This is a genomic window from Pseudomonas sp. Van50 (genome assembly GCF_055390755.1).
On record NZ_AP024343.1, the window covers coordinates 807,007 to 822,414 of the forward strand.

The following is a 15,408-nucleotide window of genomic DNA, read 5'->3' on the forward strand; positions in this document are numbered from 1 at the left end:
GGATAAGCGAGTCTCGCGCCGTCCGGGTGGTGTTTCGATATATATATGTATGCCATGGGCATGTCGCAGGGCGGATAAGGTGCCGGTCCACACAACAGGGAGGATTGTGCATGGACATCATTGCCGGACGGCAAGGCAACATGGAGCGCACGGGGTCGGTCGATTCCCCGCCGGTGGCGACCGCACAGGCGACCCTGGAGAAACTGACACGTTGGCAGGAGGCGATCGAGGCGCGACTGCACACCCAGATGAGCCTGCTGGAGGTACTGGAAGAGTACTTGCTGGTCGAGCTGCGCACCTACCATTATCAAGGCAACATCGATCCACACTTCCTGGGCACCCTGCTCGATACCGTGCTGCAGCGCATGATCGACCAGGCGCCGTTGGTGTATGACCAGGAGCAAGACGCGCCCTACCGTTGGCCCGACGGGCCAGACTTGGGTTTTGCGGCCGAGCGCCGGGCGTTCGTTGTCCAGGTGGTGGAGGGCGCGGCCTCAAGGTTTGTCGATCACTACAAGGACTATCTGCGACGGCATTGGCGAATGACGGCGCTCGATGCCTCCCTTGAAGACGTGGTCAGGCAAAAACTGGATGGGCACAGGGTCGCGGTCGACGAGCTGTTTCGGCCTGACCGTCTGGTTGGCCTGGGTGTCGATGAGTTGCGAGAGCAGATCGAAGCACTCCAGGACGCCTGGCGTCGGACGAGTCGCTTGACCGCCTTGGCAACCACGGCCGAGCGCCGGGACCTTGGCGCGTTGGCGCGATTGCAATTGCCGCATTGGCTGCGGGTGCTGAGCCCTCCAGATCGTGAATTGTTGCGGGCTTTCGAGAGCCAGGCCGCGCTGGCACAGGCGCTGGTGGATGAGCGGGTCGATGGCCTGGGCTCGTTGCGGGCCTTCGCTCGGCAATTGGCCAGGGACTATGTCAGGCATGAGTTGGACATGGAGGTCGAGCCGGACAGCATTCGTGTGCAGTTGCAGTGGCGAACGGTCGTTGGTCAGCCCGTACGCACCTACAGCCTGAGTGAGCTGGTGGCGGCAGGCCCGGTCCGGCCGGACGCGGTGTCGGTGTTCCTGGTGGAGAACGGCGGCATGCTCCGTAACCAGCCTCTTTCACCGGCCTTCATTGCGCAGTTGTTGACCAGCGTCGACGCGCCTGCCGGGTACTTGCCAGCCTTGGCCGAGCGGTATGAGAGGGGGGATCTGAAGGACGCCATGCTCGATTGGTTTGTGGCGCGGTTGCAGCACAGTGCGTTTGTCGCCCGTTGTGCAGGCCAGTTGTCGGTGACCAGCCATGACCACCTCGGTGCCCTCTGGGAAAGCGAAATCGCGACGCCAGTCGCCGGCGGGTTGCGTGTCGCCAGCCTGGTGCTTCCCCATGGCCTGAAGTGTGCTGATCTCCTGGTGTTTTATCGTGAAGACGTGGGCGGTGCTGTCAGTGGCCTGCTGCTGTTTGCCCCCGGCAAACCCGATGGCCAGGAATGGATCGAATTGCCCTCGCTGCGAGCCCTGAGCGGCGAAGTCGGGGCCTGGACCCAACACGAGGCCGGTCGCGAATACCTGTTGCAGCAACTCTCGCCGACTGATCGTGGACAGGCCCGGGCGTACTTTGCCCGCGTGATGGAAAAACCGGTTTCCTGGGATCTGGAACAAGACCTCAGGGGCATGCAGGCAAGTTTCAGGACCTGTCTGCAAAATGCTGTCTCGACCGGCCTGGCCAATAACCTGGCACACGTGGAGCTGAATGAGTCGCCTCGCTGGTACTCGGCGTTGCCGCTCGAGTCCCGGCGTAACATCAGCGGTTTGAGCCAGGAGTTTTTGGTTCAGCAGCAAGTATTCGATGAGCAGTTCGTAGGCTATGAAGTGTTCATGGACTTCGCCAAGCGTACCTTCGCCGACATGATCGCGCCCTACATGCGCAGCAAGGGGGTGCTTGAGGCGGTCGATCCGGCCACGGTCTTCATCGACTACAGTCCGGGGCTGGCCGCCGAGAAAAAAACCGCCAGCCTGCTGCACTTGGCCATCTACGGATACGAGCGCAACGCGGACATCGACGACCCCGCCAAGGGCGTGCGTTCTTCTGTCGGGCAGGATTTGGCGCAGGTTCGCAGTGCCGATCTGGCGTCCTATATTCGCGTGGCCTACTTGGGGGAGCGATATGCCAGGCACATCCGTGCAGGATTCCTCGACGCCACGGCACCCGAGTATGCCAAGCGCCGCGAGGCTTACTGCTACATGCTGTTGGCCAGGATGGACCGCGACCTGCGTGTGGCCTACGGCAAGTCGCTGTTGAGCGCCGAAGTGTTCCAGTGGCTCACCCGGCAAGTGACGTTATTGAGCGATGGGCGACCTGCGAGCAGCGCCACGTACCCCGGTGTCGCCGTGACGCGTGAAGGCGTGATCAAGCTGACCGTCGCCGGCCATGTGGTGTTGGGCGTCTACGTGTTCACCTACTTCGATCCGAAGGCTTCTTACTGGTTGTACACACCCGACGCGCCGGACGGCATCCTGTTTCGCCCGTACCTGGCGTTTTCCGGGAGCATCGCCGCGCAACTGCACGATTACGTACTGGAGCGGGTCGCACTCGTGGCGCGTGCCGCCGTGGGGCGGACACTGATGGCGCTGGCGGCCGGGACCACTCGTGTCGACACATTGCGTGAACTCAATCGGCTGATTGATACCCGTGCCGAGTTCGATGCCGGCATCGAGCGCGCTGTCACCGATGTGGAGGACATCACCACCAGTCGTGCCGAAATGATCCGCAACCAAGTATTCCAGGGCCTGGTCTTCGCGGCCGTTCCGGTGTGCATGGTTTATCCGCCCTTTGCCTTGTTGCTGGACGTTGGCTTGATTGCCGTCAGCGCCAGGCAGGCCGTCCAGGGACACGTGGAAGGCGACACGGAGGGCGCGCTCGGTCACTGGCTGATCGCGACCTGGGGGGCGCTGTTCGCCACGCTCGGCGCCGCCAGCATGGCCACGGCACTGGGGCGCGCGGCCAGGCACTTGCAGCACGCCGTGAAGCCCTTGTCATTGTCTGCGCAACGCTTGAGACGTGTGCCATCGGTGGTCGCCAAAGAGTCCGGGCCGCTGGCCCCGGCCATTCGCCTCAAGCCGCAGCAGGCGGTCGGCAAAACACCAGGGAATCTGCAGTTGGTGACGGAGGAGGGGATTTTTTTCGGCACCTATCGCAGCCCGCCCAGCGCTTCGCAACCGCGGAGCACTTACTACATCGCGAGCGGGGGCAGGTACTACCAGGTGAAGAGGGACCCTTACTTTGGCGGCCTGTGCCTGGTGGATGCCCGGCGTCCCGGCGCTATTTACAAATTGCCCATCCGCAGGATGGCGAATGGCAAGTGGACCCATAACAAAGTCGGTTTGCGCGGGGGCAATGATGAGGTGCGAAACCTGGGGCGCATAGGCGATTTGCGCGAGGCGTTCCCCGGGCATGTCTTCCCGGACGTGACCAGGGGAGCGTTGCAGGGCGAGGCCGTGGTGGCGAGGTTCAGCGAGGCAGCGGACAACTACCTGTTCTCGCTCAATGCCCAGACGTGCGTGATCGCTTCGTTGTTCAACCCGACCACCCGGGTCGGGGCGGTCATTCACTTCGATCACAACATCCGCGCGCTGATCGAGCGAAGTGTCCGGGATGTGATGCGGCGCCTGGGGGGATCGGCCAAGGATGTTCGTGCCACCCTGGTCGGCGGGGACTGGTTGACGGGGGCTGACATCGGCGAGCCGGTCAGGCAGGTGATGAGGAAGCACGGGCTGCGACCGACCTGGGATCACTGGTCGTATTCTTCCTGCCTGGGCAATAACTATGGCGTGTCACTGGATCTGCGCACGGGTGTCACGTCGGTATTCAAGACGTCCGGCAGCCAGGTCGAACGCTTTTACATACCCGTCCTGGCGCGAGCGAAGAACAACACTGACCCGGTGTCCATGCGAGCTCGCGGATTCATGGCGCGCATGCGCAGCGACATCCTGGTCGAAAATGCCAACGGCGTCGTGCTCACCCAGCAGGGGAGGCGGGCGAATGCTGCGAAGGTCGAATCACACGCGTACGCCATGGTGGAGTTGAAGTGATCCGTCACTTGCTCTTTTGAGGCGCGCACAAAAAAAGACCCCGGCCAATGGACCGGGGTCTTTTTACATCACGTGAAGCATCAGTGCTGGTTGCCCAGCTTGTGCTCCAGGTAATGGATGTTGACGCCGCCTTTGCAGAAGCCTTCGTCACGTACGAGATCGCGGTGCAGCGGGATGTTGGTCTTGATCCCGTCTACCACGATTTCGTCCAGCGCATTGCGCATGCGCGCCATGGCTTCTTCACGGGTCGCCCCGTAGGTGATCAGCTTGCCGATCAGCGAATCGTAGTTCGGCGGAACGGCATAACCGCTGTACAGGTGCGAATCGACGCGAACGCCATTGCCGCCCGGGGCATGGAAATGCTTGACCGTGCCTGGGCTTGGCATGAAGGTTTTCGGGTCTTCGGCGTTGATCCGGCATTCCAGCGCGTGACCGCGGATGACCACGTCATCCTGGGTGAACGACAGCTTGTTGCCGGCGGCGATGCTGAGCATCTCCTTGACGATGTCGATACCGGTGACCATTTCCGAAACCGGGTGCTCCACCTGAACACGGGTGTTCATTTCGATGAAGTAGAAACGACCGTTCTCGTAGAGGAACTCGAAGGTACCGGCGCCGCGATAGCCGATGTCGATACACGCCTTGACGCAACGCGCCAGGACTTCCTGGCGAGCCTGCTCGTCGATGCCCGGTGCCGGCGCTTCTTCGAGGACCTTCTGGTGACGACGTTGCAGCGAGCAGTCGCGGTCGCCCAGATGGATGGCCTGGCCCTGGCCGTCGGACAGCACCTGGACTTCGACGTGACGCGGGTTGGTCAGGAATTTTTCCAGGTAGACCATCGGGTTGCCGAACGCCGCGCCCGCTTCGGAGCGGGTCAGTTTCGCCGAGGAAATCAGGTCTTCTTCCTTGTGTACCACGCGCATGCCGCGACCACCGCCGCCGCCAGCGGCCTTGATGATCACCGGATAACCGACTTCGCGACCGATGCGCAAAGCGGTTTCTTCGTCTTCAGGCAGCGGGCCGTCGGAACCCGGAACGGTCGGTACACCAGCAGCGATCATGGCGTGCTTGGCCGAAACCTTGTCGCCCATCAGGCGGATGGTGTCGGCTTTCGGACCAATGAAGGCAAAACCGGAGTTTTCCACCTGTTCGGCGAAGTCGGCGTTTTCCGCCAGGAAACCGTAGCCCGGGTGAATGGCGGTGGCGCCGGTCACTTCGGCAGCGGCGATGATCGCCGGGATGTGCAGGTAGGAGTGCGCAGCCGACGCCGGACCGATGCAGACGGATTCGTCCGCCAGGCCCAGGTGCATCAGTTCTTTGTCGGCCTTGGAGTAAACGGCGACGGTCTTGATGCCCATCTCTTTGCAGGCACGCAGAATCCGCAGGGCGATCTCACCGCGGTTAGCGATCAGAACTTTTTCCAACTTCGCAGTCATCAAAGGCTCTCCGCGGTTCAAACGATGGTGAACAGCGGTTGGTCGTACTCAACCGGCTGGCCGTCTTCGACGAGGATGGATTCGATCACACCGCTGGTTTCAGCTTCGATGTGGTTCATCATCTTCATGGCTTCGACGATGCACAGGGTGTCGCCTTTCTTCACGGTCTGGCCGACTTCAACGAAGGACGGCGAGGATGGCGAAGACTTGCGATAGAACGTGCCCACCATTGGCGAACGAGCGACAGTGCCGTTCAGCGTCGGTGCCGCCGGTGCGGCTGGTGCTGCTGCGGCAACCGGGGCTGCTGCTGGAGCAGGCGCGGCGGCCGGAGCCTGCATCGGGGCCGGTGCATAGAACTGCTGGGCCGGGGTCTTGCTGTGGCGGCTGATGCGTACGGACTCTTCGCCTTCCTTGATCTCAAGCTCGTCGATGCCGGACTCTTCCAGCAATTCGATCAATTTCTTAACTTTACGGATATCCATGAATCATCAACTCCCAAGGGTCGGTCAGGGGCGTATAGCTTGTTGTTCAAGCTGCTCTAGGGCGGCCTCCAGGGCCAGTCGGTAACCGCTGGCGCCAAGGCCGCAGATCACTCCCACTGCTACATCGGAGAAGTAGGAGTGATGGCGGAAAGGTTCGCGTTTGTGCACGTTGGACAAGTGCACTTCGATGAATGGGATGCTCACCGCCAGCAGCGCGTCACGTAATGCGACACTTGTATGTGTAAAAGCTGCTGGATTGATCAAAATGAAATCCACGCCTTCGCCACGCGCGGCATGGATGCGGTCGATCAGTTCATATTCGGCGTTGCTTTGCAGATAGAGCAAATGGTGGCCGGCGTTGCGGGCCCGCTGCTCCAGGTCCTGGTTGATCTGGGCCAGTGTCACGGCGCCGTAGACGCCCGGTTCACGGGTGCCCAGCAGGTTCAGGTTGGGTCCGTGCAGGACCAATAGGGTCGCCATCTGCTGTTCCTTGTTATCTGTGAGCATTTATCAGAACCCGGCGACTATGCCGCAAAGCCTTAATGACTGTCCAGTTCTCGGCAATAGCCAGCACGATGACCGATGTTTGCGCGAAATTTGTGACCCGGGTCTCTGATCCGGTCATGCGGTCACAAATCGCACCGCTGTGGGAGGGGCCCCGCCGAATCAATGTGGGAGCGAGCCTGCTCGCGATGACGGTGGCACATCCAACCTCGATGCAAGCTGACCCACCGCTATCGCGAGCAGGCTCGCTCCCACAGGGGATCTGCGGTGAGCATCAATTCCCGGGCCTCCCGAATCAATGTGGGAGCGAGCTTGCTCGCGATGACGGCGGCACATCCAGCATCGATGCAAGCTGACCCACCGCTATCGCGAGCAAGCTCGCTCCCACAGGGGATCTGCGGTGAGCATCAATTCCCGGGCCTCCCGAATCAATGTGGGAGCGAGCTTGCTCGCGATGACGGCGGCACATCCAGCATCGATGCAAGCTGACCCACCGCTATCGCGAGCAAGCTCGCTCCCACAGTGACTCATGCAGTCTGTGGCGCTAAACCCGAAATGCCTGCACGGCGGTGTGCAAACGTCCGCCCAGCACCAGGAGATTGTCGCCCTGTTCCCGGCCCTCGCCGATGCGCAACAGGTTGTCCGCGCCCAGTTGGTGAATCCGCTCGCTGTGATCGCGGATTTCGCTGACGGCGCCGCTTTGCTGGGCGGTGACGTCGGCGATGCGTACCGCCGTGTCGGAGATGGTCTGGATGGCACCGACGATCTCATCCAACGCACCGTCGGCCGCTTGCGCCTGGTTGGCGGTGGCTTCGGCGTGTTCGACCTGGGCGCGCATGCCATCCACCGATTGGCGCGCGGCCAGTTGCAGGCGGGCGATCAGTGTCTGGATTTCGGCAGTGGCGCCGGCCGTGCGCTGGGCCAGGGAGCGGACTTCCTCGGCCACCACCGCAAAGCCCCGGCCCATTTCCCCGGCGCGAGCCGCTTCGATGGCCGCGTTGAGCGCCAGCAGGTTGGTCTGGTCGGCAATCGAGCGAATCACCGTCAGCACGCCGCCGATGGTGGCCGATTCCTCGGCCAGTTGTTCGATCATCTGCGCGTTGCCTTGCACTTCCCCCACCAACGCATGCAAGCCCGTGAGGCTCAGGCCGATGACTTTCTGCCCTTGCTCCACCGCTTGCCCGGCGCTGCGGCTGGCGTCTGCGGCTTGGCTGGCATCGCCGGCCACTTGCTGGATGGTCGCTTCCAGCTCGCTGAGGGAATCACGGATCAGCGCCGTATCGTCGGCCTGATCCTCCGCCCCACTGTGCAGTTCGCCGCTCAGCTCGGCCAGGGTCCGGCTGCTGTCGGCGACCTGTTCGGCGTTCACCCGAATGGTGCCCACCAGGTCCACCAGGTAAGCGCGCAGGCGATTGAGCGAAGCCTCGATGTCCTGCATTTCGCGGTTGCTGGCGCCCACGTGGATGTCTCGGCTGAAGTCCCCCTCGGCCCAGGTCGACAGGGCTGGAGCCAGGTGCGTCAAGGTGCGGGCCAGGCGCCGCTGCAAGGTGTCGATGAGCAGCGCGATCAGCAGGATCAGGCCGATCATCACCCCCTGGATCATGCGAACCTCCCCCTGGATCTGCCCATGCTGGGCCCGTACCGCCGGTTCCAGGGTATCGATCGCCGTTTGCACGTCGGCGATTTTCAGGTGCGTGGCATTGCTCAGCTCGGTGCGTTTCTGGATCAGTTCGCGGGTGCGGGTCAATTCCGCCGGGTAACGGCCGAGCAGGCTGTTGAGTTCGCGCTTGAGGGCGATGCCCGCATCTTCGGCGGCGGTTTTTTCCTGGGTCTCCAGGCCCATCAGCGCGGCGAAATCATCGCTGCCCGATTCGCTGCTGGCGGTGACGCCCAACAGGGGCAGGCTGTCGAGGCGTTCGGCCTCGACACGGATGCTCGCCAGTTCCCGTTCGACATCGGCGGCCAATTCACTACGGCCGCTGCTGACCAGTTTGTCCCGCGTGAGGGACAACCGACCCAGATGCTGCGAAGCGGCAAACAGCGGGGGCAAGTAGGTCGGGGCGCCATTGGCGTATTGGGCCAGTTGATCGAGGCTGGCGCTCAGTTCACGCTCGGCTTGCAACAACAAGGCCTGCGGATCGCCAGCCAGTTTGCCGGCGGCCAACAGATCGGTCTTGCTGAAGCCGTCGAGGTTCGACAGGCTCGGACGCAGGGTCTTGGCCAGCTCCGGGGGAAACTGGTCGAGGTCTTTCTGCAGCGTCTCCAAGGCCTGGGTGGCCGCGCTCAGGCGCAAGGCGTCGCCGCTGGCCAGATAGTCCTCGATGTTGCGCGCCACTTCGCCCTGGAATTGCCGCGACAGGCCCAGGTAGCGCTCCATCAGCAAGTAGGGCCGTTCCAGGGCGATCTGCGACCACCACAAGGTGACCCCGAGGCCCAGGCATACGGCAACTAAAAGAACGGTGTTGAGATTGGTCAGCAGCTTCAGGCGCATCAAGGGTCTACCGAGGGCAGAATCGTAAGTGCCTGAAGTTATTGCGTTTGCGTTACAGGTTTATGACCGAGTCAGTCGATTCCGATGAAAAGGTGGCACTTTGCTTTGATTGCCGGGCGCTCTGTACCCGGTTGCGTCCGGCGTGCTTGGCACGGTACAGCGCTTCGTCCGCCTGGCTGGCCATCATCAGGCTGTCGGAATCATCGCTCATCTCCACCACGCCAGCGCTGAAGGTGCACCACAAATCCTGGGGCTGGGCCGGATAGTGGATTTCGGCGAAGCGCTGGCGAATCTCATCCAGCACTTTGCAGGCGGCGTCGATGTCGGTGTCGGGCATGACGATGGCGAACTCTTCGCCGCCGTAACGGCCGATGAAGTCGGTCTTGCGCAGGCGCTGCTTGAGAAACAGCGCCAGGCTCTTGATCACCCGGTCGCCCATGGGGTGGCCGTGGCTGTCATTGACCCGTTTGAAGTGATCGATGTCGAGCATGGCGAAGCTCAGGGGCTTGCCTTCGCGACGAGCGCGGAAGCTGCAATCCTCGAGCAGTTGCAGGATATGGGTGTGGTTGTACAGGCCGGTGAGGCTGTCGCGCACCATCCGCGCCTTGAGGTTGCGCGCCCGGGCGGCACGGTTGCGCACGGTGGTGATCAAGTGCCGGGGCTTGATCGGTTTGGTCAGGAAGTCGTCGCCACCTTCGCTCATGGCGTCGAGTTGCTTGTCCAGGTCGTCTTCGGCGGACAGGTAGATGATCGGCACGCTGACATAGCGGTCATTGTGACGGATGACCTTGGCCAGTTCCGTGCCGGTGCAGGCCGGCATGTACATATCGAGGATGATCAGGTCGGGCTGGAAATCCGCCAGCTCGGCCATGGCCTGGATCGGCTCGATCAGCGTGCGGGTGATGATGCCGGCGCTGTTGAGCAGGCGCTCGGTGTGCAAGGCCTGGGCGCGGGAGTCATCGATGATCAGCACTTTGTAGGGGTCGTACTGGGCGACGCAGGTCAGCACTTCGATCTTTTCCAGCAGGCTCGAGGCTTCGAGGGTGCCGGTGAGGAATTCCTGCCCGCCGGCGCGTACCGCGGCCAGGCGTGTCGGGGTGTCGGTTTCCAGCAAACTGAAGAACAGCAGCGGCAACGGTTGTTCCAGGCCTTCCTGGGCTTCGGCGGCCAGTTTCAGGCCGGTGCCCGGGCCGCTGAAGTCCACGTCCATGACAATCGCCGCTGGCAGGCGCTCGACCATCGAGGCCCGGAACGCCGCGACACTGTCCAGCGCCTGGGCGCTGAGGCCGAAGAACTCCAATTGCTTGGCCAGGCGTTCGGCGCGGTCATGGTCCTGCAGCATCACGTAGATGGGTTTGCGCAGCGGCGGCAGGAAGGTTTGTTCGAGCTGGTCGCCGTGGCGCAGGCCGGTGCGAGACAAGCGCTGCATCAAACGGTTGATTTCGGTGATCAGGTGGCTGCTCAGGCGCCCGCGATTGGCGTCCACCGCTTGCAGCGACTGGCTGATGCCTTGGGCCAGCAGGGAATGCTCGGGCTGTTCGAAGCGCTCGGCAAAGCGCAGCAGGCGCAGATTGGCTTCGCTGAGCTCCGACAGGTCGGTGCTTGACCACTCACTGCGTTGCAGGCGCTGCCAAATCTCCAGGATCTGGCGAGCCTGATGAATTACCCGCTGGGCAAAGTGGTGCTTGAGGCGCTCACGGCTGGGGTCTTCTGGCTCGGTCATATCCTGACTACTAGTTAGGGTGCATGCTGAGGTCGACTGGTGGCTCTATGCTAGCACCTCTTTTCCTCCGCATGAGTGTCATACGTCAATATTCTGTCCTGTCGCCCAATTCAGTTTGTGACTGGACAGTCTAATAGGCCGATGGCAACGCTTCCTTTATAGTGCTGTTCGATTGCCCTGTCGCGCCCGGCATGATTGGCGCCGCATTATCGCGTTTCAAATCAGGCACGATGGCGTAGGGTTGTGGTCGAACCGAGAACTCAAGTGATTGAAGGAACATCGCCATGCTGGACTGGAAAAACCGCGCGGGCAGCGCGCCTGAACGCGCCGCCGAGCCGAAATCGGACACCCGCAGCTACCTGGGTGGGCTTTTTTTCAGCCGCGCACTGGCCACGCTGATCGGCCTTTACCTGCTGGTGACCATTGCCCTCGGCTGGTACTGGAGCCAGGAGCCTGCGTTGTTCCCCGTGCAGCAGAACGCCCAGGCCGCAGCCGAGAAGGATGGCCGGCAAATGGTGGTGGGCTACACCACGGTCGAGACGCTCAAGACCGTGGCCGGGACCCTGCTGACCAAGCAAGGCGGCTACATTTCCAACGACCGTTTCCCGCCAGGCCTGTGGATGGACAACATGCCGAGCTGGGAATACGGCGTGCTGGTGCAGGTTCGCGACCTGAGCCGCGCCCTGCGCAAGGACTTCGCCCGTTCCCAGTCCCAGTCCGCCGAGGACGCCGACCTGGCCAAGGCCGAGCCGCGCTTCAACTTCGACAACCGCAGTTGGGTGCTGCCTTCCAGCGAATCCGAATATCAGGAGGGCATCAACTCCCTGAGCCGCTACCAGGCCCGACTGTCCGATCCGAACCAGAAAAGCGCGCTGTTCTACGCCCGCGCCGATAACCTGAACAACTGGCTGGGAGACGTCGGCACGCGCCTGGGTTCGTTGTCCCAGCGCCTGTCGGCCAGCGTTGGCCGGGTCAAGCTCAATACCTCGCTGAAAACCGAAGTCACGGCCCCGGGCCAAGTGCCGCAGGTGGACGAAGAGGTGGTCGAGACCCCATGGCTGCAGATCGACAACGTGTTCTATGAAGCCCGCGGCCAGGCTTGGGCACTGTCGCACCTGCTGCGCGCCATCGAAGTGGACTTCGCCGATGTGCTGGCGAAAAAGAACGCCACGGTCAGCGTGCGGCAGATCATTCGTGAACTGGAAGCGTCCCAGGAACCGGTCTGGAGCCCGATGATTCTCAACGGCAGCGGCTTCGGTGTCCTGGCGAACCACTCGCTGGTCATGGCCAACTATATTTCCAGGGCCAACGCAGCAGTCATCGACTTGCGGCAACTGCTGAACCAGGGCTGATCCATGAGCGAAAGCCCCCGGGAGGTCGCTCACCGAGCGGCCTCGGATGCCGAGCTGATCGCGTGGGTCGACGAGCACGACAACCTGCTCGGTAGCCTGGTGCGTTCGCAGTTGCGCGAGCGCGGCCTGATCGGGCGTGGCACCTACATCATGCTGTTCAATTCGGCCGGTGAACTGTGTGTTCACCGGCGCACCCTGAGCAAGGCCATCTACCCGGGTTTCTGGGACGTGGCGGCGGGCGGCATGGTCCAGGCCGACGAGACCTACGCCGAGTCGGCCGCCCGTGAGCTGGCGGAAGAACTGGGCGTGAGCGGTGTTGAGCTGACTGCCCACGACCATTTTTATTTCGAAGACCCCGGCAGCCGCCTGTGGTGCTCGGCGTTCTCGGCGGTGTGGGACGGTCCGCTGGTCCTGCAGCCCGAAGAAGTCCTCGAAGCGCGTTTCCTGCCGCTTGAACAGGTGCTCGATGAAATCCAGCGCATGCCTTACTGCCCGGACTCCCTGGCAGCGCTTGAACGCTATTTGCGTGCCCAGGGTGGCGACGTCGCAAAGAAGCTATAAATTGGCGCTGATTGGCCCTTAGCAAGTCGGCTTTTTGCCGTTACACTGCGCGACTTTTCAAGCTGAACCGCGTCTGCGGTCCAGTAGCGCTGCCCCTGCCTGAGTGGGGTTTCGCGGTCGAGGCACGTTCTCCCCCCTCGACCAGTCTTTGTCCTCCCAAGAGGATTGCCGGTGGCCAAAAAAGCCGCATCCTTCGCCGCCCTGGGCGGCCTGGTATTTTCTACCGACGCCGGTCGTCATTGCCCTGATTGCCGTCAACCGGTGGATGCCTGCATCTGCAAACAGACCGCCATCCCTGCCGGTGACGGCATTGCCCGTGTGCGCCGTGAAAGCAAAGGTCGCGGCGGCAAGACGGTGACCACGATCACCGGCGTGCCGTTGGCCGAAGACGCGCTCAAGGAACTGGCCACCACATTGAAGAAACGTTGTGGCACCGGTGGTGCGTTGAAAGACGGCATCATCGAGATCCAGGGCGATCACGTCGAGCTGCTGCTGGCGGAACTGGTCAAGCACGGCTTCAAGGCAAAGAAATCCGGCGGCTAGCAGCTTCTGTGAAAACCACCCTCGGCTTGACCCGGACCCGACGTTCGAGGTCGCCCGCATGGTTTTCACAGAGCCTGTTCTGAACGGGTTTCTAAACTCATCGCTGGGAGCAGGGTCTACCTTGCTAACAGGCAATTCGTCATTTTCACTCTCTAGACTGCCCCAGCCTCCGACCGGATGGTGCATTTTGACTTCTTTATAGGGGACTTCGATGTCCGTACGACGCACACGCAAAGACGATGGCAGCCAATGGACCGTTGCGGACAGCCGCAGCGTTTACGGGATTCGCCATTGGGGGGCCGGGTATTTCGCGATCAATGAAGCCGGTCGCGTCGAAGTCCGTCCGAACGGTCCCGGCAGTTCGCCCATCGACCTGTTCGAGCAAGTCGACCAGTTGCGCCAGAGCGGCCTCTCGCTGCCTTTGCTGGTGCGCTTTCCCGACATCCTGCAAGACCGCGTGCGCCAGCTGACCGGTGCGTTCGACAGCAACATCGCGCGCCTTGAATACCAGAGCAAGTACACCGCGCTCTACCCGATCAAGGTCAACCAGCAGGAAGCGGTGATCGAGAACATCATCGCCACCCAGAACGTCTCCATCGGCCTGGAAGCCGGTTCCAAGCCGGAGCTGCTGGCGGTGCTGGCCCTCGCGCCGAAGGGCGGCACCATTGTCTGCAACGGCTACAAGGACCGCGAATTCATCCGCCTGGCGCTGATGGGCCAGAAGCTGGGCCACAACGTCTTTATCGTCATCGAGAAAGAGTCCGAAGTCGGCCTGGTGATCGAAGAGGCCGCAGTGCTCAAGGTCAAGCCACAGGTCGGCCTGCGCGTGCGCCTGTCGTCCCTGGCGTCGAGCAAGTGGGCCGATACCGGTGGCGAGAAATCCAAGTTCGGCCTGTCGGCCGCGCAACTGCTGTCGGTGGTCGAGCGCTTCCGCGCCGCTGGCCTGGACCAGGGCATTCGCCTGCTGCACTTCCATATGGGCTCGCAGATCGCCAACCTGGCGGACTACCAGCACGGCTTCAAGGAAGCGATCCGTTACTACGGCGAGCTGCGCAATCTCGGCCTGCCGGTGGATCACATCGACGTCGGCGGTGGTCTCGGCGTGGACTACGACGGCACGCACTCGCGCAACGCCAGTTCGATCAACTACGACATGGACGATTACGCCGGTGTCGTGGTCGGCATGCTCAAGGAGTTCTGCGATGCCCAGAGCCTGCCGCACCCGCACATCTTCTCGGAAAGCGGCCGCTCGCTGACCGCCCACCACGCGATGCTGGTGGTGCAGGTGACCGACGTCGAGAAGCACAACGACGACGTGCCGGTGATCGACAACAAGCAGGAACTGCCGGAAACCGTGCAATGGCTGGTTGACCTGCTGGGCCCGACCGATATCGAGATGGTCACCGAGACCTACTGGCGTGCCACGCACTACATGAGCGACGTGGCGACCCAATATGCCGACGGCAAGCTGACCCTGGCGGAAAAAGCCTTGGCCGAGCAGTGCTACTTTGCCGTGTGCCGTCGCCTGCACAACTCGTTGAAGGCCCGCCAGCGCTCGCACCGCCAGGTGCTGGATGAGCTCAATGACAAGCTGGCCGACAAATACATCTGCAACTTCTCGGTGTTCCAGAGCCTGCCGGACACCTGGGCCATCGGCCAGGTACTGCCGATCCTGCCGCTGCATCGCCTGGACGAAGAGCCGCTGCGCCGCGCCGTGCTGCAAGACCTGACCTGCGACTCCGACGGCAAGATCAAGCAATACGTCGACGAGCAGAGCATCGAGACCAGCCTGCCGGTTCACGCTCTCAATCCGGGTGAAGACTACCTGCTGGGGATCTTCCTGGTGGGTGCCTATCAGGAAATCCTCGGTGACATGCACAACCTGTTCGGCGACACCGACTCGGTGAACATCTACCAGAACGCCGATGGCAGCGTGTACCACGCCGGTATCGAAACCCACGACACCATCGAAGACATGCTGCGCTACGTGCACTTGTCGCCGGAGGAGTTGATGACTCACTACCGTGACAAGTGCGCCAGCGCCCGCATCAGCGCCGCCGAGCGCACCCAGTTCCTCGATGCGCTGCGCCTGGGGCTGACGCGTTCGTCGTACCTGTCTTCCTGATGGAGAGACCGCGCCAATAGCCGTTCCCTCAATGCCCACCGGGGCTGTCAGAAAACACACCGCACATCGCGGGTTTTTTCGGATAGTCCCGGAGGGCATTTTTGTTTAC

10 protein-coding genes are annotated in these 15,408 nt (G+C 62.2%); 5 read left to right on the forward strand and 5 right to left on the reverse strand.

From position 1 onward, the window contains the following. Positions 1-110 precede the first annotated feature (110 nt). Positions 111-4,082 (forward strand): type III effector 1, encoded by a 3,972-nt coding sequence (locus tag ACZ5M5_RS03460; RefSeq protein WP_464738590.1) that lies wholly within the window; start codon positions 111-113, stop codon positions 4,080-4,082. 80 nt (positions 4,083-4,162) lie between these two features. Here ACZ5M5_RS03460 and accC read toward each other — a convergent pair whose 3' ends face one another. The 5 genes from accC to gcbA form a co-directional block, all read right to left on the reverse strand. Then, on the reverse strand, positions 4,163-5,518 hold the full coding sequence (accC, locus tag ACZ5M5_RS03465) for an acetyl-CoA carboxylase biotin carboxylase subunit (protein ID WP_060739349.1): 1,356 nt from the start codon (positions 5,516-5,518) through the stop codon (positions 4,163-4,165). A 17-nt stretch (positions 5,519-5,535) separates the two neighbouring features. Beyond that, positions 5,536-6,000 (reverse strand): acetyl-CoA carboxylase biotin carboxyl carrier protein, encoded by a 465-nt coding sequence (accB, locus tag ACZ5M5_RS03470; protein ID WP_053118072.1) that lies wholly within the window; start codon positions 5,998-6,000, stop codon positions 5,536-5,538. 24 nt (positions 6,001-6,024) lie between these two features. Further along, positions 6,025-6,480 (reverse strand): type II 3-dehydroquinate dehydratase, encoded by a 456-nt coding sequence (aroQ, locus tag ACZ5M5_RS03475; RefSeq protein WP_072410269.1) that lies wholly within the window; start codon positions 6,478-6,480, stop codon positions 6,025-6,027. A 568-nt stretch (positions 6,481-7,048) separates the two neighbouring features. Beyond that, a complete protein-coding gene (locus tag ACZ5M5_RS03480; RefSeq protein WP_464738591.1) occupies positions 7,049-8,995 on the reverse strand; it encodes a methyl-accepting chemotaxis protein in 1,947 nt (648 codons plus the stop codon). Positions 8,996-9,047: 52 nt separating this feature from the next. Next, a complete protein-coding gene (gene gcbA / locus ACZ5M5_RS03485; RefSeq protein WP_060739345.1) occupies positions 9,048-10,718 on the reverse strand; it encodes a diguanylate cyclase GcbA in 1,671 nt (556 codons plus the stop codon). A 284-nt stretch (positions 10,719-11,002) separates the two neighbouring features. Here gcbA and ACZ5M5_RS03490 point away from each other — a divergent pair, with 284 nt between their 5' ends. From ACZ5M5_RS03490 to speA, 4 genes are all read left to right on the forward strand, one after another. Then, entirely contained in the window at positions 11,003-12,070 is a 1,068-nt protein-coding gene (locus ACZ5M5_RS03490) for a DUF2333 family protein (protein WP_060739344.1), read from the forward strand. A 3-nt stretch (positions 12,071-12,073) separates the two neighbouring features. Further along, positions 12,074-12,631 carry an NUDIX hydrolase gene (locus tag ACZ5M5_RS03495; protein ID WP_060739343.1) on the forward strand — a complete coding sequence of 186 codons (558 nt, stop codon included), beginning with the start codon at positions 12,074-12,076 and terminating at the stop codon, positions 12,629-12,631. A 171-nt stretch (positions 12,632-12,802) separates the two neighbouring features. Further along, complete coding sequence (locus tag ACZ5M5_RS03500; RefSeq protein ID WP_003197435.1) at positions 12,803-13,174, forward strand: translation initiation factor Sui1; 372 nt, start codon at positions 12,803-12,805, stop codon at positions 13,172-13,174. Positions 13,175-13,385: 211 nt separating this feature from the next. After that, positions 13,386-15,299: an arginine decarboxylase gene (speA, locus tag ACZ5M5_RS03505; protein WP_060739342.1), complete on the forward strand. Its 1,914-nt coding sequence runs from the start codon at positions 13,386-13,388 to the stop codon at positions 15,297-15,299. The last annotated feature ends 109 nt before the right edge of the window (positions 15,300-15,408 follow it).

Coding starts and splice junctions, on each gene's coding strand:
- ACZ5M5_RS03460 (WP_464738590.1), top strand. CDS start 111: ATGGACATCATTGCCGGACGGCAAGGCAACATGGAGCGCACGGGGTCG.
- accC (WP_060739349.1), bottom strand. CDS start 5,518: ATGACTGCGAAGTTGGAAAAAGTTCTGATCGCTAACCGCGGTGAGATC.
- accB (WP_053118072.1), bottom strand. CDS start 6,000: ATGGATATCCGTAAAGTTAAGAAATTGATCGAATTGCTGGAAGAGTCC.
- aroQ (WP_072410269.1), bottom strand. CDS start 6,480: ATGGCGACCCTATTGGTCCTGCACGGACCCAACCTGAACCTGCTGGGC.
- ACZ5M5_RS03480 (WP_464738591.1), bottom strand. CDS start 8,995: ATGCGCCTGAAGCTGCTGACCAATCTCAACACCGTTCTTTTAGTTGCC.
- gcbA (WP_060739345.1), bottom strand. CDS start 10,718: ATGACCGAGCCAGAAGACCCCAGCCGTGAGCGCCTCAAGCACCACTTT.
- ACZ5M5_RS03490 (WP_060739344.1), top strand. CDS start 11,003: ATGCTGGACTGGAAAAACCGCGCGGGCAGCGCGCCTGAACGCGCCGCC.
- ACZ5M5_RS03495 (WP_060739343.1), top strand. CDS start 12,074: ATGAGCGAAAGCCCCCGGGAGGTCGCTCACCGAGCGGCCTCGGATGCC.
- speA (WP_060739342.1), top strand. CDS start 13,386: ATGTCCGTACGACGCACACGCAAAGACGATGGCAGCCAATGGACCGTT.